This is a genomic window from Geminocystis sp. NIES-3709 (assembly GCF_001548115.1).
In the GTDB taxonomy this organism is placed as follows: domain Bacteria; phylum Cyanobacteriota; class Cyanobacteriia; order Cyanobacteriales; family Cyanobacteriaceae; genus Geminocystis.
Window position 1 is genome coordinate 1,337,949 of sequence record NZ_AP014821.1, and the last position, 24,146, is coordinate 1,362,094.

25 protein-coding genes and 1 tRNA gene are annotated in these 24,146 nt (G+C 34.6%); 12 read left to right on the forward strand and 14 right to left on the reverse strand.

What is annotated here, in order from left to right; genetic code table 11:
* Positions 1-54 precede the first annotated feature (54 nt).
* The gene (locus GM3709_RS05630; protein ID WP_066117054.1) at positions 55-1,272 is read right to left on the reverse strand and encodes an ABC transporter permease; all 1,218 of its coding nucleotides are present in this window, start codon (positions 1,270-1,272) and stop codon (positions 55-57) included.
* A gap of 280 nt (positions 1,273-1,552) precedes the next feature.
* On the opposite strand from GM3709_RS05630, the gene serA reads away from it, so the two are divergent.
* The 3 genes from serA to rodA all read left to right on the forward strand — a co-directional run bounded on the left by serA (position 1,553) and on the right by rodA (position 6,005).
* Complete coding sequence (serA, locus tag GM3709_RS05635) at positions 1,553-3,133, forward strand: phosphoglycerate dehydrogenase (protein ID WP_066117057.1); 1,581 nt, start codon at positions 1,553-1,555, stop codon at positions 3,131-3,133.
* Between the two features lie 528 nt (positions 3,134-3,661).
* On the forward strand, positions 3,662-4,723 hold the full coding sequence (locus GM3709_RS05640) for an Mrp/NBP35 family ATP-binding protein (RefSeq protein WP_066117060.1): 1,062 nt from the start codon (positions 3,662-3,664) through the stop codon (positions 4,721-4,723).
* 34 nt (positions 4,724-4,757) lie between these two features.
* Positions 4,758-6,005 carry a rod shape-determining protein RodA gene (gene rodA / locus GM3709_RS05645; protein WP_066117063.1) on the forward strand — a complete coding sequence of 416 codons (1,248 nt, stop codon included), beginning with the start codon at positions 4,758-4,760 and terminating at the stop codon, positions 6,003-6,005.
* A gap of 9 nt (positions 6,006-6,014) precedes the next feature.
* Here rodA and GM3709_RS05650 read toward each other — a convergent pair whose 3' ends face one another.
* Entirely contained in the window at positions 6,015-6,323 is a 309-nt protein-coding gene (locus tag GM3709_RS05650) for a hypothetical protein (protein ID WP_066117065.1), read from the reverse strand.
* Between the two features lie 432 nt (positions 6,324-6,755).
* Here GM3709_RS05650 and GM3709_RS05655 point away from each other — a divergent pair, with 432 nt between their 5' ends.
* The 3 genes from GM3709_RS05655 (at position 6,756) to GM3709_RS05665 (ending at position 8,711) form a co-directional block, all read left to right on the forward strand.
* On the forward strand, positions 6,756-7,286 hold the full coding sequence (locus GM3709_RS05655; protein ID WP_066117067.1) for a type IV pilin protein: 531 nt from the start codon (positions 6,756-6,758) through the stop codon (positions 7,284-7,286).
* Between the two features lie 136 nt (positions 7,287-7,422).
* Entirely contained in the window at positions 7,423-7,941 is a 519-nt protein-coding gene (locus GM3709_RS05660; RefSeq protein WP_066117070.1) for a type IV pilin protein, read from the forward strand.
* The gene (locus GM3709_RS05665; RefSeq protein ID WP_158506704.1) at positions 7,938-8,711 is read left to right on the forward strand and encodes a hypothetical protein; all 774 of its coding nucleotides are present in this window, start codon (positions 7,938-7,940) and stop codon (positions 8,709-8,711) included. Before GM3709_RS05660 ends, GM3709_RS05665 begins: the two co-directional genes overlap by 4 nt.
* A gap of 248 nt (positions 8,712-8,959) precedes the next feature.
* Here the strand turns inward: GM3709_RS05665 and GM3709_RS05670 are convergent, their stop codons facing one another.
* Together GM3709_RS05670 and GM3709_RS05675 are read right to left on the reverse strand one after the other, a co-directional pair.
* A complete protein-coding gene (locus tag GM3709_RS05670; protein WP_066117075.1) occupies positions 8,960-10,840 on the reverse strand; it encodes an alpha-amylase family glycosyl hydrolase in 1,881 nt (626 codons plus the stop codon).
* Positions 10,841-10,919: 79 nt separating this feature from the next.
* On the reverse strand, positions 10,920-11,432 hold the full coding sequence (locus GM3709_RS05675) for a C-type lectin domain-containing protein (protein ID WP_082712943.1): 513 nt from the start codon (positions 11,430-11,432) through the stop codon (positions 10,920-10,922).
* 153 nt (positions 11,433-11,585) lie between these two features.
* Between GM3709_RS05675 and GM3709_RS05680 the strand changes: the two genes are divergently transcribed.
* Positions 11,586-12,689 (forward strand): glycosyltransferase family 2 protein, encoded by a 1,104-nt coding sequence (locus GM3709_RS05680; protein WP_231937620.1) that lies wholly within the window; start codon positions 11,586-11,588, stop codon positions 12,687-12,689.
* A gap of 35 nt (positions 12,690-12,724) precedes the next feature.
* Here GM3709_RS05680 and GM3709_RS05685 read toward each other — a convergent pair whose 3' ends face one another.
* Positions 12,725-13,909 (reverse strand): homocysteine biosynthesis protein, encoded by a 1,185-nt coding sequence (locus GM3709_RS05685; protein ID WP_066117084.1) that lies wholly within the window; start codon positions 13,907-13,909, stop codon positions 12,725-12,727.
* A gap of 185 nt (positions 13,910-14,094) precedes the next feature.
* The gene (locus GM3709_RS05690; protein ID WP_066117088.1) at positions 14,095-14,562 is read right to left on the reverse strand and encodes a DNA phosphorothioation-associated protein 4; all 468 of its coding nucleotides are present in this window, start codon (positions 14,560-14,562) and stop codon (positions 14,095-14,097) included.
* A gap of 228 nt (positions 14,563-14,790) precedes the next feature.
* Here GM3709_RS05690 and GM3709_RS05695 point away from each other — a divergent pair, with 228 nt between their 5' ends.
* Positions 14,791-15,432, forward strand: a complete 642-nt coding sequence (locus GM3709_RS05695) for a molybdenum cofactor guanylyltransferase (RefSeq protein WP_071828018.1) — start codon at positions 14,791-14,793, stop codon at positions 15,430-15,432.
* Here GM3709_RS05695 and GM3709_RS05700 read toward each other — a convergent pair.
* A complete protein-coding gene (locus GM3709_RS05700) occupies positions 15,348-16,118 on the reverse strand; it encodes a PD-(D/E)XK nuclease family protein (protein WP_066117090.1) in 771 nt (256 codons plus the stop codon). The two genes, GM3709_RS05695 and GM3709_RS05700, sit on opposite strands and share 85 nt — an antisense overlap.
* Positions 16,119-16,229: 111 nt before the next feature.
* Here GM3709_RS05700 and GM3709_RS05705 point away from each other — a divergent pair, with 111 nt between their 5' ends.
* Positions 16,230-16,925, forward strand: a complete 696-nt coding sequence (locus GM3709_RS05705) for a response regulator transcription factor (protein ID WP_066117093.1) — start codon at positions 16,230-16,232, stop codon at positions 16,923-16,925.
* Between the two features lie 34 nt (positions 16,926-16,959).
* Here the strand turns inward: GM3709_RS05705 and GM3709_RS05710 are convergent, their stop codons facing one another.
* From GM3709_RS05710 to GM3709_RS05735, 7 genes are all read right to left on the reverse strand, one after another.
* Positions 16,960-17,451: a R3H domain-containing nucleic acid-binding protein gene (locus GM3709_RS05710; protein WP_082712944.1), complete on the reverse strand. Its 492-nt coding sequence runs from the start codon at positions 17,449-17,451 to the stop codon at positions 16,960-16,962.
* A 24-nt stretch (positions 17,452-17,475) separates the two neighbouring features.
* Positions 17,476-18,621, reverse strand: a complete 1,146-nt coding sequence (gene yidC / locus GM3709_RS05715; protein ID WP_066117099.1) for a membrane protein insertase YidC — start codon at positions 18,619-18,621, stop codon at positions 17,476-17,478.
* 100 nt (positions 18,622-18,721) lie between these two features.
* Positions 18,722-19,114: a PH domain-containing protein gene (locus GM3709_RS05720; protein WP_066117102.1), complete on the reverse strand. Its 393-nt coding sequence runs from the start codon at positions 19,112-19,114 to the stop codon at positions 18,722-18,724.
* Positions 19,104-19,472: a ribonuclease P protein component gene (gene rnpA, locus GM3709_RS05725; protein ID WP_066117105.1), complete on the reverse strand. Its 369-nt coding sequence runs from the start codon at positions 19,470-19,472 to the stop codon at positions 19,104-19,106. Before rnpA ends, GM3709_RS05720 begins: the two co-directional genes overlap by 11 nt.
* 77 nt (positions 19,473-19,549) lie before the next feature.
* Entirely contained in the window at positions 19,550-19,687 is a 138-nt protein-coding gene (rpmH, locus tag GM3709_RS18975; protein ID WP_071828019.1) for a 50S ribosomal protein L34, read from the reverse strand.
* Positions 19,688-19,905: 218 nt separating this feature from the next.
* On the reverse strand, positions 19,906-20,106 hold the full coding sequence (locus tag GM3709_RS05730) for a PCP reductase family protein (protein WP_231937621.1): 201 nt from the start codon (positions 20,104-20,106) through the stop codon (positions 19,906-19,908).
* A gap of 43 nt (positions 20,107-20,149) precedes the next feature.
* On the reverse strand, positions 20,150-21,355 hold the full coding sequence (locus GM3709_RS05735; protein WP_066117108.1) for an argininosuccinate synthase: 1,206 nt from the start codon (positions 21,353-21,355) through the stop codon (positions 20,150-20,152).
* Between the two features lie 172 nt (positions 21,356-21,527).
* Here GM3709_RS05735 and GM3709_RS05740 point away from each other — a divergent pair.
* From GM3709_RS05740 to GM3709_RS05750, 3 genes are all read left to right on the forward strand, one after another.
* Positions 21,528-21,608: transfer RNA gene (locus GM3709_RS05740), tRNA-Leu, on the forward strand.
* An 83-nt stretch (positions 21,609-21,691) separates the two neighbouring features.
* Positions 21,692-22,738, forward strand: coding sequence for a tRNA preQ1(34) S-adenosylmethionine ribosyltransferase-isomerase QueA (queA, locus tag GM3709_RS05745; protein ID WP_066117111.1), 1,047 nt, complete (start codon positions 21,692-21,694; stop codon positions 22,736-22,738).
* A gap of 79 nt (positions 22,739-22,817) precedes the next feature.
* Entirely contained in the window at positions 22,818-24,110 is a 1,293-nt protein-coding gene (locus GM3709_RS05750; protein ID WP_066117115.1) for a Glu/Leu/Phe/Val dehydrogenase, read from the forward strand.
* Positions 24,111-24,146 lie beyond the last annotated feature (36 nt).

Sequence of the window (24,146 nt, forward strand, 5' to 3'; positions counted from 1 at the left end):
AATATGATGTAAAAATTATAGCTTAATTGTTGTTATTGTTTTGTCTAAGTACCGTTAAGCACTTCTCAAAGCCACAATAGGATCTAATTTTGCGGCTTGTTGTGCTGGAACAACCCCAAAAAACAATCCAATACCGCCTGAAACTCCTACCGCTAAAAGAATCGTTGTCATAGAGATAGTAGTAGGCAAAGGCGAGGCTATGCCGATAATAGTTAATGCTCCAACCCCTAACATTGTCCCAAATAATCCTCCCGTTGCTGAAATTATGATGGACTCAATTAAAAACTGAGATAATATATTATTTTCTGTAGCACCGATCGCTTTTCTTAAACCAATTTCCTGAGTTCTTTCACTTACAGACACTAACATAATATTCATTACTCCAATTCCTCCTACTAACAGGGAAATACTAGCGATCGCACCTAACATCATCGTTAATCCACTGCTAACAGTTCCCACAATATCTAAAATATCCTTTTGAGTTTCCACCCGAAAATCATCTTCCCCAATAATTTTATGTCTTAAACGAAGTAAATTTTCAATTTGAAATTTGGCCGCAAATATATCTTGTGCATCTTTAGCTGATATAGATATAAAACTTAGCTCTAAACCATACTCGGAAGTTTTTCCAACAATTTGGTTAGCCATAGTTGTCAGGGGTATATATAAAATATCATCCTGATTTGTGCCTAAAAAAGACCCTTTTGATGCCATAACACCAATGACCTCAAAGGAAACGTTTTTGATTCTTAAACGCTTTCCAATCGGATCTACATGGGGAAAAAAATCATCCACAATTTGTGATCCTAATACCACAACCTTATTATTTCTTTTCAAATCTAAAGAACTAATAAACCTTCCTTTAGAGACGTCAAAACTACGAACTGTTAAAAATTCAGGAGTAGCACCTATAACTGATACATTATTATTTTTATTACCATAACTAACCAAAAAACGAGAATTAATTTGCGGGGCAACTTCTATCACACTGGGAACTTGAGTAGCGATCGCCTCAGCATCTTGTAAAACAAGGGTTTTAGGCACGTCAAAAGTTGTGCGACGAGATTCTCGACTTCCCGGTACGACAAACAGAACATTCGCACCTAAAGACTCAAATTGATCCGATGCTAATTTTTGTGCGGCTTGACCAATTCCTATCATAGAAATGACAGAAGCGTTACCTATAATAATCCCTAACATGGTCAAACTACTACGCATTTTATTTGCTAGTAAAGTAGTAATAGCCATTTTGATACTATCGGAAAATTTCATTTTATAAGACTATCTCCATAAAGCTAAAAAATTATTTAGAGAAACAATCATAGAGTATTTTGTAAATGTTCCTAGAGGGTATGAATAGTATAACAATCAATTTAGGATTGTAAATTAGATGAGTTAACTGTCAATTGTTCATTGTGCATTGTTGAAAGTCGTTTAATCCTATAATTTTAAGATTTCTAGCATGGACTCATGGTAAAATCATTATGTGCGATCGATAATCCTTGACTGTGTATCGCAAAAGATAAAATAGAAACCTATATTTAATTTTACAATGGCAAAAGTTCTAGTGTCTGATCCCGTAGATGAAGCGGGAATTAAAATTCTTTCTCAAGTAGCAGAAGTTGACGTAAAAACAGGATTATCCCCGACAGAATTAGCAGGAATTATCGGTAATTACGATGGATTAATGATTCGTTCAGGTACTCAAGTTACTTCCGAAGTCATTGAGGCCGCAACTCAACTAAAAATTATTGGTCGTGCTGGTGTAGGGGTTGATAATGTGGATGTTCCTTCTGCCACCCGTAAAGGTATTGTTGTCGTTAATTCTCCTGAAGGAAATACGATCGCTGCCGCCGAGCACGCTTTAGCGATGATGTTATCCCTTTCTCGTCATATTCCCGATGCTAACCAATCCGTAAAGGCGAAAAAATGGGATCGAAAAAACTACATGGGCTCGGAGGTGTACAAAAAAACTCTTGGAGTTGTAGGTTTAGGAAAAATTGGTTCTCATGTTGCGAAAGTAGGAAAAGCGATGGGCATGAAAATTTTAGCCTACGATCCTTTTATATCTCAAGAAAGAGCTAATCAATTAGGTTGCACTTTAGTAGATTTAGATGTTATTTTCAGCGAATCTGATTATATTACTCTTCATGTACCTAAAACTAAAGAAACTGCTAACCTCATCAATACTGAAGCCTTAGCAAAAATGAAGCCCACTACCCGCATTATTAACTGTTCTCGTGGCGGTATCATTGATGAAGATGCCTTATATGAAGCCTTAGCTAATGGTCAAATTGCAGGTGCCGCTTTAGATGTATTTTCCTCCGAACCTTTGGGAGAGTCTAAGTTAAGAGATTTAGGTAGTAATATTATTTTGACTCCTCATTTAGGTGCTTCTACTGCCGAAGCACAAGTTAATGTGGCCATCGATGTCGCAGAACAAATACGAGATGTTCTCTTAGGATTACCAGCTAGGAGTGCTGTTAACATACCCGGATTAAGTCCCGATGTGATGGAAAAATTACGTCCTTATATGCGTTTAGCAGAAACTTTAGGCAACCTTGTGGGACAATTAGCTGGCGATCGAGTGGAGAGTTTTAATGTAAAATTGGAAGGAGAATTGGCAGAAAATAGTAGTCAACCTCTAGTGATTGCCGCTATCAAAGGTTTACTTTCAAAAGCATTACGAGAGAGAGTCAACTATGTGAACGCAGCGATCGAAGCTAAAGAGAGGGGTATTCACATTATCGATTCCAGAGATGCAACTATCAGAGATTATAGTAACTCCATTTACTTAGAAGCTACTGGTACAAAAGGGACTCATTCCGTTAGAGGTGCATTACTTAATGACGGTGAAATTCGAATTACCAACTTAAATGCTTATCCAGTGAACGTTCCGCCGAATAATTATATGTTGTTTACCTTACATAGAGATATGCCCGGTATTATTGGTAGAATAGGCTCTTTATTAGGAAATTTCAATGTGAATATTGCCAGTATGCAAGTAGGACGTACGATCGTGCGTGGTGATGCCGTCATGGTGTTAACTATTGATGATCCTTTGCCTGAAGGTATCTTAGAAGAAATTATAAAAGTACCGGGCGTTACAGATGCTTATACCGTCAGCCTTTAATACTTAATAATTAACATTAATAAAGATATGAGATTTTAAGGGTTAGGAATTAGGTGTTAGGAATTAGGTAAAGAATTGATAAAAAATTATTAATAATTGATTTCTCACTCGATTAATTTAATTCAATAATTGAACGAAAATTGAAAAATTAACCTAAAACTATCATGGCTAAAACCTGCCCATATCTAAAGATTCTTGCATTAAACTCAGGTAAATAGATAAATTTGAGAATCGTATTGTTTAAGTTAATTTCTCCTACTATCCCCTATATTCTAAGTAGATAAGCAAAATTAATTGTATGTTTACTTTCTGAAAGACAAAAGGCAAGAGACAACAAAGATTATGAGTTATTTTCATTAATTTTAAAATATACAATCTACTTTGCTTTGGTACTTAACTCCTATTCTCATCATTTTTTTATGTCGAACTCAGGTATTATCAGGTTGATCAATTTACATTGATAATTAATAATAAATAAAAGTTTATTGATAGATAAAAGGCTATAAACAAAAATTAATATAAAAAATTATGTTAACTACCGAATCAATTTTAGAAGTATTAAAACCCGTTCAAGATCCTGAATTGCAAAAAAGTTTAGTAGAATTGAATATGATCCGCAATGTGGCGGTAAAAGATGGTAATGTTAGTTTCACTCTCGTTTTGACGACTCCTGCTTGTCCATTAAGAGAGTTTATCCGAGAAGATTGTGAGATAGCCGTTAAAAAATTAGAAGGCGTAGAATCTGTTTCCATTGAAATTACCGCCGAAACTCCTCAACAAAAATCTTTACCTGATAGGCAATCGGTGAATAAAGTTAAAAATATCATTGCTATTTCCAGTGGTAAAGGTGGAGTCGGGAAAAGTACTGTTTCCGTCAATGTTGCCGTTGCTCTTGCTCTACTTGGCGCTAAAGTTGGGTTATTAGATGCGGATATTTATGGGCCAAATGTTCCCACAATGTTAGGTTTAAATGATGTACCTATTGAGGTGGAAAAATCTCCTAGTGGTGATATTCTGCAACCTGCTTTTAATCATGGTATTAAAATGGTTTCGATGGGCTTTTTAATCGATCCCGATCAGCCTGTAATGTGGAGAGGCCCTATGTTAAACGGTATCATACGCCAATTCTTGTATCAAGTCAACTGGGGTGAATTAGATTATTTAATTGTTGATATGCCACCCGGTACAGGTGATGCACAATTAACCTTAGCACAGGCCGCACCTTTAGCCGGAGCAGTAATTGTCACGACGCCTCAAAATGTCTCTTTACAGGATGCTCGTAGAGGTTTAAAAATGTTTGAACAGTTAGGTACAAATATTCTCGGATTAGTGGAAAATATGAGCTATTTTATACCTCCTGATATGCCCGATCGTAATTATGACTTATTTGGCTCTGGTGGTGGAGAAAAAGCATCTAAAGAATTAAATGTACCTTTATTAGGTTGTATCCCCCTAGAAATTTCTCTGCGAGAAGGGGGGGATAGTGGTATTCCTATTGTGATAGGCAATCCAGAATCGGCTTCTGCTATAGCACTAACAAAAATAGCTCAACAAATCGCAGCGAAAGTATCTATTATGGCATTAAGATAATTAACAATATTTTCCATTTCCTCAATTAGCAAACGTGAATGACAAAAAAAATCTTGATTGGTTTCTGATTGCCTTAATTATTGGTATTAGTAGTTTCGGTAGTTTAATTATTTATAGTACTCAAATTTATAAACAAGGCACTGATTGGCAACAACAATTAATTATGGTTGTTATTGGTTCGATCGTATTACTTGCTTTATCAAACTATCGCTATGAATTGCTTTTAAAGTATCATTGGATTACATATGCTATTACGAATTTTCTATTAGTCGCTGTGATTTTTGCCGGAGAAACCGTTAATGGTGCGCAAAGTTGGATTAATATAGCGGGTTTTCAATTTCAACCTTCTGAGTTTGCAAAAGTTACTTTAATTATCTCTTTAGCCGCTTTACTACATTACCGAGATGCCTCAAAATTACCTAATTTTCTTCCTATTGTGGCTACGGTAGCGTTGCCTTGGGCATTGATTATGATTCAACCAGATTTAGGCACAGGATTAGTATTTGGAGCAATTACTTTAACGATGTTGTATTGGGCAAATGCGAATCTAGGTTGGATTTTGTTGATTTTATCCCCTCTTATATCGGCTTTTTTGTTTAATATAGTTTTTCCCATCTGGCTTATTTTTATCATCTCCATGATTTTAATTGCATGGTTTACTCTGCCCCATAATTTAAAATCTCTTTGGGCTTTAGTTACCCTCTTTGTTAATTACACCGCAGGGCAATTAGGACATCTTCTCTGGGATTTACTAAAACCTTATCAAAAAGATCGCCTAACTTTATTTCTGACACCAGAAAAAGATCCCCTAGGAGGAGGCTATCATTTAATACAGTCCAGAATTGCTATTGGTTCTGGTAAAATTTATGGTAATGGTTTTCTTGATGCTACCCAAACTCATCTTAATTTTGTGCCTGAACAACATACTGACTTCATCTATAGTGCGATCGCAGATCAATTTGGTTTTGTTGGTGGTATAGTTGTTATTCTGATTTATTGGTTAATTTGTTGGCGATTGATCATGATTGCCTTGCGATCGAGAGACAATTTTGGGTCATTATTAGCTATCGGAGTATTAGCGATGATCGCCTTTCAAACAATTATTAATATTGGCATGACAATGGGATTAGCACCCATTACGGGGATACCTTTACCTTTTCTTAGTTATGGTAGATCATCTTTATTAACTAATTTTATTGTCTTTGGCTTAGTGGAAGCTGTTGCCAACGGAAGGATTATGAAAATACAAAAACCTCATCGTTTTTCTGTTTCTCGTAGATAAATGGTAAATTTATTGACGGACTTCTCGTTCATCGGGGAGCAATTTTTGACAAATATCTCTAATTTTCATTCTTTCAATATAAGGCCAACCGCCAACTTCTTCCAAATGTCTCAACAATATATAAAGTCGGTGACGAGTGTCTGGTAAAGCAGGTTCAAACATTTCTTGTCGGATTTTGCGATGTAACGATTCCAATTCCCGAAGGATTAAAAGTGTATCAAAAATATTTTCTTGGGATTCTTCTGCTAAACAATTTATTTCCCCCACTAACTTTTTTAACTCATTTTCGATCGCACTAGAATTTGTACTGGTGTTCATGAATCTTAAAAATACTTATCAGAGATAAATGATAGTTGATAATTCTTTTTTTTGCTACGTCATGATTAAGTTTCTCTTATTCTCAATTTATAGTACCAAGGGTGAACCATAAGACTATTGGTAAAAAGAGGGAAAAGGAAATAGGGAATAGGGAAAAGTAATAATGATTGATTCAAAACTATAAATAATTGATTTATTTCCATTGCTTGTTAAATTTAAAATCTCTGAGTTGTCCCAATTTTGTCCGATTAACACTCCTTTTTCCTTATTTATTAAAGTTTAAGACTAAGACATCGAACTCAGGTATTAAACATATTCAAGCAAATAAAAAATTTTAGACAAAGGTGATAGGTTTATGATCGATCGTGGGTAAGTTGAAGTCAGAAGAAAAAACAAACTTTTAAATCTAAACTCTCACAGGAGAAAAGAATTATGAAACCCGAAGTAACTTTAAAATATTTATCCTACCTCCGCAACAAAAAAGCTAACAGTGAAGGTTTTACCTTAATTGAACTATTAGTGGTAGTAATCATTATCGGTGTATTAGCCGCCGTTGCTCTCCCCAACTTATTAGGACAAGTTGGTAAAGCTAGAGAGACTGAAATCAAGAATGCAACTGGTACCGTTAACCGCTCTCAACAGGCTTATCACTTCGAGCGTCAAGCATTTGCTACTACTACTGCCAACTTAGGAGTTGTTATCCCTACTGAATACATCACCAACGGCCCTAACTTTGGTATTGCTGCTTCTTCTGGTGTTAGTGCAACTGTTGCACCTGCAAATACTAACTCGGCTAATGATGGTACTCGTGCTTATTCCGGTGGTATCGCTCATGCCGCAGGTCAATATGGTCAGGTAATTTGTCAAAGTGATGCGATCGCTAACTCTTTAGCTGTTCCCACTAACTTAACCCCTTCTGGTATTGTTGATGCTTGTCCTGCCAACAGTGTTGTTGTAAGATAAAATCCCTAATTTGAGTGCTTCAAATAATCTTTAAGAAGTAAAACTTCTGAGCCAGGTGGAACTAATCCATCTGGCTTAAATATTAACAATACAGATTGAAATAATCTAACAAAATTTATGGTATTGGAAAAAGACGATGGAAAAACTATTTTTATATGGGCAAATACTTACACTTAATCGTCCTTCTCATACTCACACTAAAGGATTTACTCTGATTGAGCTTTTAGTTGTTATGGTTATTATTGGAATTTTGTCTGCTATTGCCATACCTAACTTTTTAACTCAGGTGGGAAAAGCAAGAAATTTAGAGTTTCAGAATGCCATAGGAACAATAAATAGGTCTCAACAGGCTTATCATTGGGAAAAGGGAACTTTTGCAAATGCAGTGAATTATGAAGATATTTTACGGCAGTTAAATATAACCATTGACAATAAATACATAGATGATTTTATTTTTGTTAACACTCCTAATTCCACAACAATACAGTTAGTAAATAATAATTTTGCGATTGATGGGACTAGGGGGTTTTCCGGGGGAGTCTTTGTAAACTCAGGAGATTATCAAGTTATAATTTGTCAATCAATTGATGCCGAGTTACAAATTGATCCACCCATTGATGGAAATAATTGTGGAGTTAATGAGAAAGTGAGATGATGGACATAATAATTAAACAATGGTTAATTAATTCCCTATTAATCTTAATCTCAGTAATGGGAATTGTTTCATTGCAAAGTCCTTTTTTGAAAATATCAGATGAAAAAATCTCAGATAATGAATATCGAAAAATTGAAAAAAAAGAAAAATTGCAGTTAACTCTAATGGGAAAAATTCCCTCTTTAGGTTTTGATAATTTAATTGCAGATTTTATTTACTTGAACTTTATTCAGTACTATGGAGATACAAAGGCGAGAGAAATAACTGGTTATGAACTTTTGCCACAACAATTTGAAACCATTGTAAATAGAGATCCTCGTTTTGTTTCCGCCTATTTTTTACTCGAACCCGCTACAACTTTATTTGCTGGAAAACCTCAAGTTAGTGCAAAATTAATTACTCAAGCCCTTGAAAAAGTTAAACCGACACAAACTTTAGCTTATCAACTATGGCTATATAAAGGTATTTTACAAATTTTATTTTTGAATGATCTTGAAGGAGCAAAATATTCTTATACAATGGCGGCCGATTGGGCAAGGCAGGAAAACACAGAAAGTAGTTTAAATAGTGCATTATTGGCAGAAAGTATGGTTAAATTTTTACAAAAAGAACCGGATAATCGTAAGATAACAGGTTCAGCATGGTTAACTATTTTTCTGAATGCAAGAGATGAGCAAACTAGAGAAATTGCACGAGAAGAAATAAATAAATTAGGGGGTAAAATCGAAGTGAAAGGTAATTTTATTACAGTCAAGTTTCCTGAATCTTAATCAAAAAAAGTCACCCTACTAAGCATTAGTTGACTCTTCAGTTTCCAATTATGGCAGATAATTGGCTCTCCCCCAAAAACTTTGGGAAAAAATATAGATCACCTGAGTTTGATACAGAATGTCGGTGAAGGTACGAGAGAGGAAGAAAATTTGTTTAGTTACTACTCTTAAAGCCTTATTTTTTAAGATTTTTTACATCGAACTTAGGTAGATCCTTATTTTTATGGATGACTCTAATTGCTAATTCTTTATTGAATATTCCAAATATCAACCCATTTAGCAATACCTTCTTCTGCTAAAATCCAACGTCTTATACTTGTTTTCTCTCTGATTACCTCATGATTATCTTTTACTAAGGCATATTTATAGGCAATAGCTTTACCAGCACTTTCGTTAAAGGAAATTTCTCCAAACCAAGTATTCGGGTTAATATATTCAAGTCTATATCCTTTTGTAATATCCCAGTTGCCTAATTCGGGACAGTCTCCTGTGACAATGATAGATTCTCCTAGTTTAGTACTTATACCGTTAATTTGAGCTCTGACGATCGTTTTTCCTTTAACTTTATTACCAATATGACTAAAAACGAGAACACTTTGAGGGGGTAATTGTAAATTTTGAATATTTCCATTAATTACCTCGATCGAACTTCCTGTTAACATACAGTAATATTCATCATCCACTAATTCAGTGTTAGTTAATTGAATGGTTTGATGAGTATAGGATTTATTGATACAGACTAAACAACGAAAATCCCGATAACGTCTCAAAAAACAGTAAATATCATCGTTGATATATTTTTCAACTTGGCTACCTAATGAAACGGCTGGATTAATTTTTCTGAGTTTGGATAGCCTACTTAAATCTTGATAAATAGGGGTGTCAGTATCCCATTTTTCCATCATAGGGCGATTATAGGGATCTTGTCCGCCGTTAGTATCGTTATGCAAATACTGTTCTGTACCATAATAAATACAAGGAATACCTCGACAAGTCATAATTAAAGCCACCGCTAATCGTAAAGCATTACCATCAGGGTTGAGACTGCCAAAACGAGGCATATCATGGTTATCAAAGAAGGTAATTAATTCTGTGGCGGTGTTGTAAAGATAATCAAGATTAAACACTTCTTGCACTAAATGGAATCCCCCTGACGCATTTTTGGCTAAACATTCACGAATTGCACCAGATAAGCCAAAGTCTAAAATAGACATTCCTGATTCATTGGCAAATTGAGGAGATTTACCATCTTTTGGATTACTAAAACCCCATTCTCCAAAGGCAAATAAATCTGGGCGATGGGTTTTCAAGTCTCCCATAAATTCTTGCCAAAACCATAAGGGCATATGTTTAACGGTATCGATTCTCAAGGCATCAATACCAATATCTAACCATTGTTTAATGGCACTTTTGATATAGTTACGATATTCAATGTTACTTTCATTAAAGGTGGCTAAACCTGCCATTTCATAATATAAAAGTTGATATTCATTCTGCCAATCGGTGATTTCGGGATTGTGATAATACCAATTATTCGTATCATTATAAAAGTCAGCAATTAACATTCCATCATCATAGAGTTTACCTTTTTCTCCGCTAACGTCTGGACTGCTATGATTGCAAACTATATCGAGAATTATTTTAATACCTAAATTGTGGGCTTTTTCTACTAATCGATTTAATGCGGTACATTGAAATAGGGAATTTTCTTCTCCTTGGGCTAAGAAACGGGGATTGATACGTTTGAAGTCTTTTGTCCAATATCCGTGCATGGGGGCGTTATTAAATTGCAGAGACTCCACCTGCTCAAATAATGGAGAAATCCAAAGTGCAGTTATACCCATATTTTTAAGGTATTCTAGTTTGTCGATGATTCCCTGTATATCTCCACCCCAATATTTTCCCCAATAATGTCGAGATGGATCATATAAATTAGGATTAAAACCGGGATTATTTCGATCGTCTCCATCCAAAAATCGATCGACAATGATAAAGTATATAGTTTCCTGACGAAATTCGATCGATCGAGTAAACAAAAATTCCCAATTAAACTTATCTTTTTCTGTAGAGAGGGAAGCATGAAAACCTGCGGCGGCTTTGACAGCTGGGGTATGAGGTGTTAAAGTCATAAAGTAATGCACCTGATTGATTTATGCACCCTAATACTAGCATACAGCTACAAGTTAAGACATAAGCGTTATATTTTTTTTATATTTGACGATCTTTAGAGATTTCTACAATACCTTGAAGTTTAGCATGAGCAGGTGCATCACTCCATGTACCCACAGGACGATTAAAAGGATTTGCAACACCATTTAATGCTCCAAAATGTTCCCCTCCTTGTTCTATGTTATTATTAGGTTCACCGTCAGCCCAATTAAAATAATCTGATTTCTCGTCACTAATCCAGATAAAATTTCCTTCTTTTTCTATATCATTAATACCAATCCATAAAAATTTTGTCTCAGGTTTTATGAAAGTTTCTACTAACCATTGATTTTCTTTTTCATCATTTACTGTAACTAAATTACCGCCTATTTTTTTTGCCCATTCTTGAGCAGATTCCCATGACATTTCTGGACTTAAAAAGTATTTATTTCCATTATCTGGATTGATAATTATTGTTATTTCTTCTGCTTTTAAGCTCGATCGAATTATTAGGGAAAATAGAAAACTTAATCCGAAAAAAATACCGAGATTAACATTAGATTTATTCATCATAGAAATTAATTATAAGTTTTAGTAAAAATATTTATTAACTCAGTTAAAAATCATCAGAGATTCTTCTTTTTTGTACAAAATTCAAATAATATGTAAAAATAATCATTGTTAATTATCAATTAAATCATGGATTCCCTCGAACTATCAATTATTATGCCTTGTTTAAACGAGGCGGAAACCCTTGCTACTTGTATCAAAAAAGCTCAATGGTATCTACAAGAATATCAGGTTAAAGGGGAAGTTGTTATTGCTGACAATGGGAGTACAGATAAATCACAAGAAATCGCCTTAGAAATGGGTGCAAGATTAGTTAAGGTGAAAGAAAAAGGCTATGGTAGTGCCTTAATGGGAGGAATTATCGCCGCTAAAGGGGAATATATTATCATGGCGGATGCGGATGATAGCTATGATTTTACTGGATTAAATCCTTTCTTAGAGAAATTGAGAGGAGGTTATGATTTAGTGATGGGGAATCGTTTTAAAGGAGGTATTAAGGAAGGTGCAATGCCTTTTTTACACAAATATTTAGGCAATCCTGTATTAACAAGATTAGGAAAACTGTTTTTTAAGAGTCCTTGTAATGATTTTCATTGTGGCTTAAGAGGATTTCGTAAACAAGCTATTCTTAATCTAAACTTACGCACTACGGGTATGGAATTTGCTTCAGAAATGGTGGTAAAATCGACTCTAAACGGCTTAAAAATAACCGAAGTACCAACTACTTTATCTCCTGATGGTCGTTCTCGTAAACCCCATTTGCGTACATGGCGTGATGGTTGGCGACACTTAAGATTTTTATTATTATATAGCCCTCGTTGGTTATTTCTCTATCCCGGATTTTTTTTAATGTTGATGGGTTTGGTTGCTACCATTGTTTTATTGGCTAGTCCGAGAGTTCACAGTTTATTATATTCTGCTACTGCTATTATTATTGGATTTCAGTTAGTTAATTTTGCAATTTTTACTAAGGTTTATGCTATGCAAGAAGGTTTATTACCTCCTGATAAAAAGTTATTTAAACTCCTCGATCGATTTACCTTAGAACAAGGTTTAATACTCGGAATAATTTTATTTATCTTAGGCGGAATTACTTCAATTTTTGCTCTGTTTCAGTGGGAAGCAACTGGATTTGGCTTATTAAATCCTGTCTTAACAATGCGTTTAGTTATTCCTTCTGTCACTTCGATCGCATTAGGTTTACAGATAATTTTTTCTAGCTTTTTCCTAAGTGTTTTTCAATTAAAAATCAAACAATAATTAACAATTAATACCTAATCCCTAAATCCTAATTTTTAAATAACTCCGTCTTGAGAAACAAAAGTTCGATCAACAGGTAAGGGAGCAACGGGTTCTGATAAAGTAAAATTACCATCTAAAATCCATTTTTTTAACGTTTCGGCTACTTGTCGCCCTAAATACATACTTGCTATAGATGCTACCCTCACGGTTTGTCCCTCGATTTTAATTTTTCCGTGTTTCAACTGAGCATAATTTACTAAACCAAAACTAGGACGTACTCTTCTTGGTATAGAAAAGTCCACTACTGGGGCGACTATATCTTCATCTTCTACCGCACAATGTTCAATAATCTTCTCATTTAACACGGGGAAAGGAATACCTACTCCCAACATTAAGGAAGGGCCATAGTTTTTAAAATAACAACCCCTCACCCATTCTCTTGTCATTTTTTTTGCATCTCCAATTAAGGCTAAAGTGGAAGCAGGGCCAATGGGAGTATCATTTGGCAGTCTTTTTTGTAAAGGGAAATGTTGTGTTCCTTCCCATACAATCATACCTTGCGCACCACCTAAAAATATCTTACTGCCAATACCTATTACTTCTAAATTGGGATCATTTAATAACGGTGACATTGCTCCCGTACTACTATATACAGCATTGCCCAAACGTGGTAATAAAGGGCCTAAATAAGTATATAGAGTTCGATCGCCACCATTCACACCTACAATGAAATTTTGATACAAATTCCTAGGATTATATAAATAAAACTGATTAATCATATCTACTGTAATGCTCGATTCAAAAGAAGCACGAGGATAACAGTCTGTAACTTGTCCGATAGCTTTTATGGTAACAGACTTCCCACTAATTAAACTTTCAATGACATGAGAACCACCTTTTTCGGGAGTGTTACTTGAAATATTATCATAATCATTAGCTGAACCATAATCACTTAAAGCTGTAGCACCTAAATAAAGATCCACCGCCCCAAATCCAGCATAAGCGGGAACACCATCAAGCCAACATTTACGGATTTTCATGGGCGGATCAGTATGTCCCAAGTTCAAAATCGCCCCAGAGGATTCCATTGGTTCAAATGTGCCAGTACAAATTACATCTACTTTTTCATAAGTTTTTTTAATACCTAATTTTTTGACCTTGGCTTTTAATTCCTCGATCGTCCAAACTGTAGCTTTACCATTAAGGATTTTGTCATTAATTTCGGCGATCGTGCGCATAATAATAAATAGTAGAGGATTAAATTATTTTATCTATTTTAAAATTCTTTCGATAATCGAGGCTGTTTTAAGATAGCATTAGAATTGTGTCTTAATTTTATAAAATTATCAACAAAAAAGCATTTATTTGTCAAAAAATACACAAAATTTCATAATCTCAAAGCATAACTTTGTTATATTCTTAATTAAGGCAAAAATTTAGTTAAATCAAAATTAGTGACAGTATCAGATGATTGATTTTTAATATGGCTTAAAATCAGTAAAATTCTTTCACTATAGTCAACAGAACCTCTTAATTGTTCTTGTAATTTCATTAATCCACCATTAGCATATTCTTCAAAAATATTAACTCTTTCTTCCTCCGCCGTACTGTCATAACTGGAAATAATTTGCGGATTACCCGTTTCTATGATAGCTAAAAGTTTTATTAAAACATCGTAACCACGACTACTAAAAACATCTAAACTTATAGGAGAGGGTTCTTTTGCGATCGAGTCTAATGGTAATCTAAATTTATGGTTTTTTCCTAATGCCGCCGCAAATGCTATCACATCAGCATAGGTAACAAATACTCCTTGAGGATTCTCGTTATTTAACACTAAACTTTGCACTAAATTAGCTTTATCTTGAGCAATTTTTATTCTAATAGCCATGATTTTAATGAAAAATAAGTAATTAATAATTGATATATAGCAAATGCCAAACTAATGAGTTATATTTTTGCCCTTTTAAATCCCTATAATTGAGGACTTAAATTTTAAATTTATACTTTATAATTATGATAAATAGTATAAGATTTTTTGTTTTTACAAAATAACTATAACTAAAAATTTGGTCTTTCTCAGTAGTAAGAAAATTAGGATAATTGTAAAAATTAATTAATGAAAATTACAACAGTTATTTTAGCAGGTGGTAAAAGTTCTCGTATGGGAAAAGACAAGGCTTTATTAGATATAAATGGACAACCTTTATTAGCTAAAATTTATCATATCGCACAAAAGTGTACCGATCGAGTTTATGTCGTTACTCCTTGGATCGAAAAATATCGATCGATTTTACCTTTACAATGCAATTTTATTTCTGAATCATCATCTTTTCAAGGGGGTTTAATTGCTTTTTCAGAGGCTTTAAATTATGTCAAAAGTGACTGGATTTTATTATTAGCTTGTGATTTACCTTTTTTAACAGTAAATGAGTTGAAAAAATGGATTAATTATTTACCAAATGTAAATGAAAAAACTATGGCAATTCTACCAAAAAATAATAAAGGTTGGGAATGTTTATGCGGTTTTTATCGTGGTAATTGTCAAAATTCTTTGCTAAACTCGATCGAGAGAAAAAATAGATCTTTTCAAAGATGGTTAGAAACAGAAATTGTTGAAGAATTAAAAGTAGAAAATAAACAAACACTTTTTAATTGTAATAATCCTGAAGACTATCAAAAACTATTTATAATTTCATCGAAAGATTTTGGTACTGATTTTTCTAAATCTGATTCATTAGATAACTCTGAAAAAAGATGACGATGAGGACAACTTTGACATTTACTATGATGAGGAAAATTTATTTTATTTTCTATATACTGATAGGTTAAACTTTCAAGTTTATCTAAGATATTATTTAAGTCTTGTTTTGTTCGATCGTGTTTAGATTGATTATAGTTAATAACTAATTTTTGTGTTTTATTTGGTAATTTAACAAACCAGTAAGTAAAAGAAATTTGCTCAGGCTTATAATTAAAATTTTCTGCCAAAATGTATAAGTATAATTTAGTTTGCCAGTGATTAACTAAGGTTTTTTCATTTTGAGGTTTTAAATAAGTTTTCCAATCAAAAATTAGAGCTTTATTAGGATATAAAATAATCAAGTCATAAATAGCAGTAAAAAAATAGTTTCTCAAAGTATAATTGACTTGGTACTCGGCTTTTTTACTAATAATATCTGAAGATTCAGCCAGATCTTGAACAGCAAAAATTAAACCCTTCAAAGATTCATTTAAGTTTTGATCATTGGTTAGTATTTGATCTAAAGATAATCCTCCATAATATTGTTGCATTTTTAAGTGAAATAAATTCCCCCATTCTTTACTTTCTTCTCTCGTTAAATTGGGTAAAGATTGTAATTGTTGTAAATAGCTTTTTTGAAATAGAGGAGGACAAGTTTCTAAAATGTTTAAATGAGTTTGGGATAAATGCCAATATGATGTCATAATAATTATATATTTTTAAAACGTTTTCAAAAGCAAAAATTGACTATAAATAATTATATATTTTTGTGATTTTGATTCCCTTGCTCAATCAAATTTATTGTAGATAATCCTATGGCAGAAGTTGACAAAATATTGTTAGTAGATGATGAACCCGGTATCAGAGAATCAGTACAAGCATATTTAGATGACAATGAAAATTGGCAAGTAGAAGTGGCAAGTAATGCTAAAGAGGCATGGGAAAAATTACAACACAATGTTCCTGACTTAATTATCTCAGATATTATGATGCCAGAGGTTAATGGTTTACAATTTTTGGCACAATTAAGGGATGATATTCGTTTTCGCAACTTACCCGTCGTCTTTTTAACAGCTAAAGGGATGACAACCGATCGAATTGAAGGATATACGGCAGGATGTGACGCTTATTTGCCAAAACCCTTTGATGTAGATGAGTTAGAAGCGATCGTTAGAAATCTGTTAGAAAAGAAAAAGTTACAAAAAGAAAATACTGGTGGTAATCTACAGTTAGATGAATTAGTTAGAGAAGTGAAAGACATCAAAGATAAGCTAGAAAACACCTCTAAACTAACTATAACCGAACCTCCCATGGCGATCGATCTAACCCCAAGAGAACAAAGCGTCTTAGACTTGGTGGCCCAGGGGTTAATGAATAAAGAAATAGCGAAAACCTTAGAAACTAGCGTCAGAAATGTAGAAAAGTATGTTAGTCGTCTGTTTAGTAAAACTGGTACGAATAGTCGTACCGAATTAGTTAGATTTGCCTTAAAACATGGTCTAACGGAATAGATTGATTGAGGAATTACTAATTATTCCCTGTTAACTACTCTCTTAATTTAACCACTAAACGTCGATCAGGTTCATTTCCCTGACTTTCTGTGAATAAATCTGGGGATTTCTCCAAAATGCTATGAATTTGACGGCGTTCCACTGATGATAGATAACGTATTTCTTCAGGTACTCCAGTTATACGCACCTTTTCCGCAGCTCTTTGTGCGATCGCCATTAATTCTGCTTGACGACGAAGACGATAACCATTCAATTCTACCGTAAAGAAACGATGAGAACCATCTTCAACACCAATATTAAGTAAGGCATTAGCTAAATATTGAATCGCATCAATAGTTTCTCCTTTTTTCCCCGTGAGGGTTTCAATTTTAGATAAATCTAAAGTACTTTCATCAATAGTCAGCCAACAGGAAATAATTTGATCTCCATTTTGCTCGAATCTGTTCAAGTTAACATTAGCAGGAACTCCCATTAATTTTAAGAGAGTTTCCAGCCATTTTTGACCTCGTTGGATTTGTTCATCCATAATTGATATAAAAATTGTGATTGATTATGACGTTTTTTCTTTCTTTTTCGTGGCTTTTTTCTCAAAAGGAATCACTTCTCTACCTTTGGCGGCTTTTTCTTGTTCATCTAATATTTTTTGAATATTCTCTGGGAGAGGTTCACGGGTTAAAATTAGAGTCTGAATAGTTTGGAAAATGTTGGCAAGAACAATATACATTAAAACTCCTGCCGGAAGAGGGAAGAATAAAAACATACCCGAAAAGATTATCGGAGTAATTTTATTAACCGTTTGTTGTTGATCATTTCCCGCAGGTTTTTGACTACCACCGGATAATTCTTGGTTAAGATAAATACTCACGCCAAAGAAAATGATCATACCGACAATATCCCAGTTAATCGAACCATCGGGATTGGTTGCACCCACTCTGCCTAATGCCTTAATAAACAAGAAACCTTTATCGGCGGCGATACCGGGTATGGTGATTTGAATGGTGGCATCTCCGACTCCTAAAGCAGTAATTTCCCCATTCTCACTTACAATAACTCTCTCTTCTCCTTTGGTAACAAGCCAACGAGGATGTAGATTACTATCAGGATATTGAGCCATTAAATCTTGTAGTGATTTACCTTCGATAGTTTGAAACTCAATTTTTTCAGTTTCCCCAACAGTTAATTTATTTCCCGTAGGTAAAATAGCTGAAATTTTATTATGTACACCATCGCTAATGAATACGTTTTGAGACGTAGTGCTGAAGGGTTGAGGTACAATACGTTCAAGTTGTTCTTGAGGAAAAATTTGCACATCTACAGTGTAGTTAATATCGGAAAATGGTGATCCTCTAAGAGTTGCGAATAAAGCAAATAAAATGGGCATTTGTAATAATAAAGGAAGGCATCCTGCCAAGGGATTCCCAAATTCTTGCATTATTTTTGCCATTTCCTCTTGTTGTTTCTGAGGATTATCTTTATATTTTTTCTGTATTTCTTCTTGCCTTTGTTTCATCAATGGTTGAGTAATGCGCATTTTTCTCATGTTGCGAATTTGTCCCGCGCTAAGAGGATAAACGGCGAATCTCACCACTAAAGTAAGAGCAATAATTCCAAAACCATAACTAGGCACAATCCCATAGAAAAAGTCTAGGATTGGCAACATAATATTAGTTGATATAAAACCTATACCAAAATCCATTGTAATCTCTTTAAATTTACTATATTTTTTAATTCTTAATAGATATTAATTGATAATGATCGCTTTTCATTGTTAATTGTTCATTGTTCACTGTTCATTGTTACTGTGCGATCACATCTTTAGGACGGCCAGTTTTGTCGGCGGCTCGATCAGTAATATAATCATAAATTTCACGAAAACGAGGTACAGCACGCATTTCTAAACGGCTTCTGTCTTTGAGAGTTACGACAATATCACCCCAAAAGCCCAAACCTCTAGGAACTTTGACTACTTTAACAATTTCTGAGTAAATAATATCAGTACGGTCTTTACCCTGCCAACCGCCAGTAATGGAAATTCGTCGATCGGTAATACGAAATCTTAACCAAATAGCACGGACGATCGCCCCAACAGTAAGAGGGAGACAAATTACGGTAAAAGCTAATAGAATATTGAAAATGAGATCCCCAATATGAGGGCCACCTTCATAAAAAACATCTTCTCTAATGCCCATGAATTATTTCCGCTTTAATAAATAACTGTTCTAATTCTCTCAAAAAATGTTCATAATTGCATTCTTGAGCTGACGGTTTAACAATAACAACAATAAGCCACCCAGAGGAAACTTTCGGTAATAAATCCCGAAATGCGGACCTAATCTGTCTTTTAATGCGGTTACGAACAACAGCTTTTTTACTAACTTTGCGACTAATAGAAATACCTATTTTTGTATCAATAGATGAATCCGAAGAATTATCAGTCCTGGGCAAAGCTCGAATAATAAGATTGAGACTAGAGCGGCGAATACCCTGTTGATAAACAGATTGAAAATCCCACCGCCGTTTAAGTCTATGTCGTGATGGTAGTCCCACCTAAATTTATAGTGATTACAATAAAAAATGAGAGATAGTGATTTATTAGAAATAAAAAATAAAAACTTAACAATAAGTTATACTGATAATCTCTTTCTACCTTTACTACGACGAGCTTGAATCACTTTACGACCATTTTCGGTTCTCATACGCGCACGGAAACCAGAGGTTCTTCTTTGTTTACGTCTTGTGCCATTTAATGTATGTTTACTCAACGATTTTTCCTCCTTAAATTTAGTTAATAAAAAAAACAGCAATATATATTATATGCTAGATTTACTAATCCCGTCTATACCGATGAGAATGATAAATTCATTAGATAAAAAGTTTACCGATAAAGATAAAAAGGTTAAGAGGGGAAAGAAAGAATAAAAATAACTCCAAAAATATAGTTTTTCTACTTGTACTACTGTTTTTAAATTATTGAGTAGATTTAATTAAATTTGGCTTTAGCTTGTAAATATAGTTCTACAGTGATCAATGTTTCTTGTTTGTCAATGGCAAATTTTTCAATTTTTTTCCTAGCCGCAGGGCGAACAAAAAATGGTATTTCTTTTAATTTTGCCTCAGCTTCTGGTGACCATTCCATTATTTTTTGTCTGATTTTCCACAATTTATTTTCAATGGTGGGCATTGCCCACCGTACAGAATTTTATATTACAAACGATCGAGCAGTATTAAGATCTAGTTTTTTCGGCCCACACTCTGGAAGATAATCCCCAGATATAGATAAATCCTTCGGCGGCTTTGTGGTCAAATTTGTCATCACTACCATAAGTAGATAAATCAGAAGTGTAAAGAGAATAATGTGATCTTCTCCCCACGATCGTCGCATTACCTTTTAAGAATTTAACTCTGACAACACCGCTAACTCTTTCTTGAGTTTGATCAATAAAAGCATCTAAAGCACTTTTCAATGGACCATACCACAAACCTTCATATACCAAGCGAGTGTACATTAAGTCAACTTGAGAGCGTTTATAATGGGTAACATCACTGGTGAGGGTAAGGCTTTCTAAATCTTCATGAGCTTTGATTAATACTAATAAAGCTGGTGCTTCATAAATTTCTCTGGACTTAATACCAACTACTCGATTTTCAATCATGTCTAAACGTCCCACTCCATGATTTCCAGCAATTTCATTAAGTTTGGTAATGAGAGCAACTGGAGATAATGCGTCACCATCAATGGCTACGGGGATACCTTTTTCAAAAGTAATTTCTACATACTGAGGCTCATTTGGCGCATCTGCTATAGATTTAGTTAGAGCGTAAATTTCTTCTGGGGGTTCAGTCATGGGATCTTCTAAAGGCCCTGCTTCAATACTACGACCTAAAAGATTTCGATCGATACTATAGGGGGAAGATTTTTTCACGGGGGATTCAATACCAAATTTTTCTCCATAGGCAATAGTTTCTTCTCGACTCATACCCCATTCTCTAGCAGGAGCAAGAATTTTTAAATTAGGATTTAACGCAGTGATACCTAAATCAAAACGAACTTGATCATTGCCTTTTGCTGTACAACCATGAGCTACAGCATCAGCACCATATTTTTCTGCCGCTCTTACCAATAATTTAGTAATTAAAGGACGGGCTAAAGCAGTAGATAAAGGATAACGATTTTCATATAAGGCATTGGCTTTGATAGCGGGGAAAGCATAGTCCGTCACAAATTCTTCGATCGCATCTTCCACTAAAGACTCTACTGCACCGCACTTAAGAGCTTTTGCTTGAATAGGAGCTAACTCTTCTCCTTGTCCCAAATCTGCCGCTAGGGTAATAATTTCTTTTACACCCCATTCATTTTGTAAGTAAGGGATACAAACGGAGGTATCAACTCCTCCAGAATACGCTAAAACTACTTTATTAGCACGACTCATACAATTTACTTTACTTTCGATAAGACTTAAGAGGTTATTGTATCAATAAGAGTCTGATTCACCAATGCCAAGTTAAGATTTGCAGACTTTTCTGAGGAATTATCAGTTTTCTCTTTTTCTACTATTGCTATGTATTAAAAAATAAGTTATAATATTTTATGGTTCAGCTTTTGCGGATGTGGCGGAATTGGTATACGCGCACGCTTGAGGGGCGTGTGGCTTTGCCTTGCGAGTTCGAGTCTCGCCATCCGCATTATTAAATAAAATTGTTTACGTTTGAACAGCATCAGTAGATCAAAAAATAATTCTCATTTTTTCGGATTAGAAAGTTGCGAAATGAATCTTGATAGACAACTATCTAGTTATGATTATTATCTGCCGCCAGAGTTAATTGCTCAAAATCCTGTCACTCCAAGGGATAGCTCTCGTTTATTAACAGTAAAATCCAATAACACGATCGAGCATACTATTTTTTGTAACCTGCCTGATTTGTTGTTACCCGGAGATTTGTTAGTTTTAAATGATACTCGTGTCATTCCTGCTCGTTTGTATGGAAAAAAATCTACAGGGGCAGAAGTTGAAGTGTTATTAGTGGAAGAAAGACAAAATAATTGTTGGTTGGGATTGGTAAAACCGGGTAAACGCTTTTCTTTGGGTAGTGAGATTATTTTTAGTGATGATTTAAAAGCAATTGTTATCGGGAAGGATGATATAACTGGGGGTAGATTTTTACAGTTTGAGGTGTCCAAATCTCAATCTTTTTGGGAGATTTTAGATAGGATAGGTAATATTCCTTTTCCCCCCTATGTTACTAATTCTCAAGCTAATCCTCAACAATATCAAACTATTTATGCTGAAAAACAGGGTGCGATCGCTGCACCCACAGCAGGATTACATTTTACCGAAAAATTATTGAGAGAGTTAAAAAAAAGGCAAATTAACATTGCGACTGTAACTCTTCATGTGGGTATTGGCACTTTTCGCCCTGTGGAAGTTGAAGATATTTTAACTCATCAAATGCACCATGAATCGATCGAACTGAATCAGAAAACTGTTGACTTGATTACAAAGACAAAAAAAGCAGGGAGAAATGTAATTGCAGTAGGAACAACAGTAGTCAGAACCTTAGAAGGTGCTTATAAAAATCAGAAAGTATTAAAACCATTTTCGGGTAAAACTGATTTATTTATCTATCCGGGTTATGAATTTAAAGTGATAGATGGTTTAATTACTAATTTTCATTTACCTAAATCTAGTTTATTGATGTTAGTTAGTGCCTTGATTGGAAGAGAAAAATTAATGAGTATCTATGAAGAAGCCATTAAGGAAAAATATCGTTTTTATTCCTTTGGAGATGCGATGTTTATTCTCAATGACAGATAAAAGAAGAATTGTATCAATTTATACGATCGATCTGTCAAAAATGATTAAATAGAAGTAGGATCAAAAGGAGTTCAAAATTATGCCTCAGTCTTTATTAGCCGATGCCAGTGTGAGACTAGAAGAAGCGTTAAAATATGTCTTGATTTCTGAGGATGCGTTTTGTCGGTTAAAATATCCCAAAGCCAGTCTCAGTGTCTCAATTCCAGTGCGTATGGATGATGGCTCATTGCAGATTTTTCAAGGTTATCGGGTACGTTATGATGATACAAGAGGCCCCGGTAAAGGTGGAGTCCGTTATCATCCTTCTGTATGTCTTGATGAAGTGCAATCTTTGGCTTTTTGGATGACTTTCAAATGTGCCTTATTGAATTTACCCTTTGGCGGTGCAAAAGGCGGTATTACCGTTAATCCGAAAGAATTATCCAAAGCAGAATTAGAAAGATTGAGTAGAGGTTACATTGAGGCGATCGCCGATTTTATTGGCCCAGACATAGACATATTAGCCCCAGACGTTTATACTAATGAGATGATTATGGGGTGGATGATGGATCAATATAGTATTATTCGCCGTCGTATTTCCCCTGGAGTTGTTACGGGAAAACCTTTGACAATGGGTGGTAGTAAAGGACGAGATACAGCGACGGCAACAGGTGCATTCCATGTCATTAATACTATTTTACCTAAATTCGGTCAAATGCCCACAGACACAACGATCGCAGTACAAGGATTTGGTAATGCGGGGGCTGAAATAGCAGAATTATTAGGAAAATCTGGTTATAAAATAGTCGCTGTGAGCGATTCTCAAGGTGGCATTTATGCCAGTCAAGGATTAGATATACCAAGTATTCGCCAATACAAAAAAAGTCATCCTACCGTGACAGGAGTTTACTGTAAAGACAGTGTTTGCAATATTATAGAACATGAAGTAATCACTAATGAACAATTATTAACCCTAGATGTGGATGTATTAATTCCTGCGGCTTTAGAGAAACAAATCACCGAACACAATGCTGACAAAATCAAAGCAAAATATATCTTTGAGGTAGCTAATGGCCCCATTACATCTTCTGCGGATAAAATATTAGAGTCTAAAGGTATTAAAGTATTTCCTGATATTTTGGTAAATGCGGGGGGGGTGACAGTTAGTTATTTTGAATGGGTGCAGAATCGCAATGGTTTATACTGGAGTACGATCGAAGTTGAAGAAAGATTAAAAGTAAGAATGATTGAGGAAACAGAAGCTGTTTGGAGGATAGCTCAAGAATTTGGCGTTTCTCCCCGTACATCTGCTTATATTCACGCCCTTAACCGCTTAAATGAAGCTATGTCAGCTAAAGGTACAAGAGACTATTATCAAGCAATTCACCCATAAATTAAGCTAAAACTCATGTAGTTTTCTGTAGATAGA

Bases quoted from the DNA above. Each gene is read 5' to 3' on its own strand.
- GM3709_RS05660 (WP_066117070.1), top strand. From the start codon at position 7,423: ATGGAAAAACTATTTTTATATGGGCAAATACTTACACTTAATCGTCCT.
- GM3709_RS05720 (WP_066117102.1), bottom strand. From the start codon at position 19,114: ATGGGCATTAGAGAAGATGTTTTTTATGAAGGTGGCCCTCATATTGGG.
- GM3709_RS05700 (WP_066117090.1), bottom strand. From the start codon at position 16,118: ATGACATCATATTGGCATTTATCCCAAACTCATTTAAACATTTTAGAA.
- GM3709_RS05665 (WP_158506704.1), top strand. From the start codon at position 7,938: ATGATGGACATAATAATTAAACAATGGTTAATTAATTCCCTATTAATC.
- GM3709_RS05680 (WP_231937620.1), top strand. From the start codon at position 11,586: ATGCCTTGTTTAAACGAGGCGGAAACCCTTGCTACTTGTATCAAAAAA.
- GM3709_RS05750 (WP_066117115.1), top strand. From the start codon at position 22,818: ATGCCTCAGTCTTTATTAGCCGATGCCAGTGTGAGACTAGAAGAAGCG.
- GM3709_RS05675 (WP_082712943.1), bottom strand. From the start codon at position 11,432: ATGATGAATAAATCTAATGTTAATCTCGGTATTTTTTTCGGATTAAGT.
- GM3709_RS05705 (WP_066117093.1), top strand. From the start codon at position 16,230: ATGGCAGAAGTTGACAAAATATTGTTAGTAGATGATGAACCCGGTATC.
- GM3709_RS05735 (WP_066117108.1), bottom strand. From the start codon at position 21,355: ATGAGTCGTGCTAATAAAGTAGTTTTAGCGTATTCTGGAGGAGTTGAT.
- GM3709_RS05670 (WP_066117075.1), bottom strand. From the start codon at position 10,840: ATGACTTTAACACCTCATACCCCAGCTGTCAAAGCCGCCGCAGGTTTT.
- yidC (WP_066117099.1), bottom strand. From the start codon at position 18,621: ATGGATTTTGGTATAGGTTTTATATCAACTAATATTATGTTGCCAATC.
- GM3709_RS05630 (WP_066117054.1), bottom strand. From the start codon at position 1,272: ATGAAATTTTCCGATAGTATCAAAATGGCTATTACTACTTTACTAGCA.
- GM3709_RS05650 (WP_066117065.1), bottom strand. From the start codon at position 6,323: ATGAACACCAGTACAAATTCTAGTGCGATCGAAAATGAGTTAAAAAAG.
- queA (WP_066117111.1), top strand. From the start codon at position 21,692: ATGAATCTTGATAGACAACTATCTAGTTATGATTATTATCTGCCGCCA.
- GM3709_RS05695 (WP_071828018.1), top strand. From the start codon at position 14,791: ATGAAAATTACAACAGTTATTTTAGCAGGTGGTAAAAGTTCTCGTATG.
- GM3709_RS05690 (WP_066117088.1), bottom strand. From the start codon at position 14,562: ATGGCTATTAGAATAAAAATTGCTCAAGATAAAGCTAATTTAGTGCAA.
- serA (WP_066117057.1), top strand. From the start codon at position 1,553: ATGGCAAAAGTTCTAGTGTCTGATCCCGTAGATGAAGCGGGAATTAAA.
- GM3709_RS05640 (WP_066117060.1), top strand. From the start codon at position 3,662: ATGTTAACTACCGAATCAATTTTAGAAGTATTAAAACCCGTTCAAGAT.
- GM3709_RS05710 (WP_082712944.1), bottom strand. From the start codon at position 17,451: ATGGATGAACAAATCCAACGAGGTCAAAAATGGCTGGAAACTCTCTTA.
- GM3709_RS05685 (WP_066117084.1), bottom strand. From the start codon at position 13,909: ATGCGCACGATCGCCGAAATTAATGACAAAATCCTTAATGGTAAAGCT.
- GM3709_RS05730 (WP_231937621.1), bottom strand. From the start codon at position 20,106: ATGCCCACCATTGAAAATAAATTGTGGAAAATCAGACAAAAAATAATG.
- GM3709_RS05655 (WP_066117067.1), top strand. From the start codon at position 6,756: ATGAAACCCGAAGTAACTTTAAAATATTTATCCTACCTCCGCAACAAA.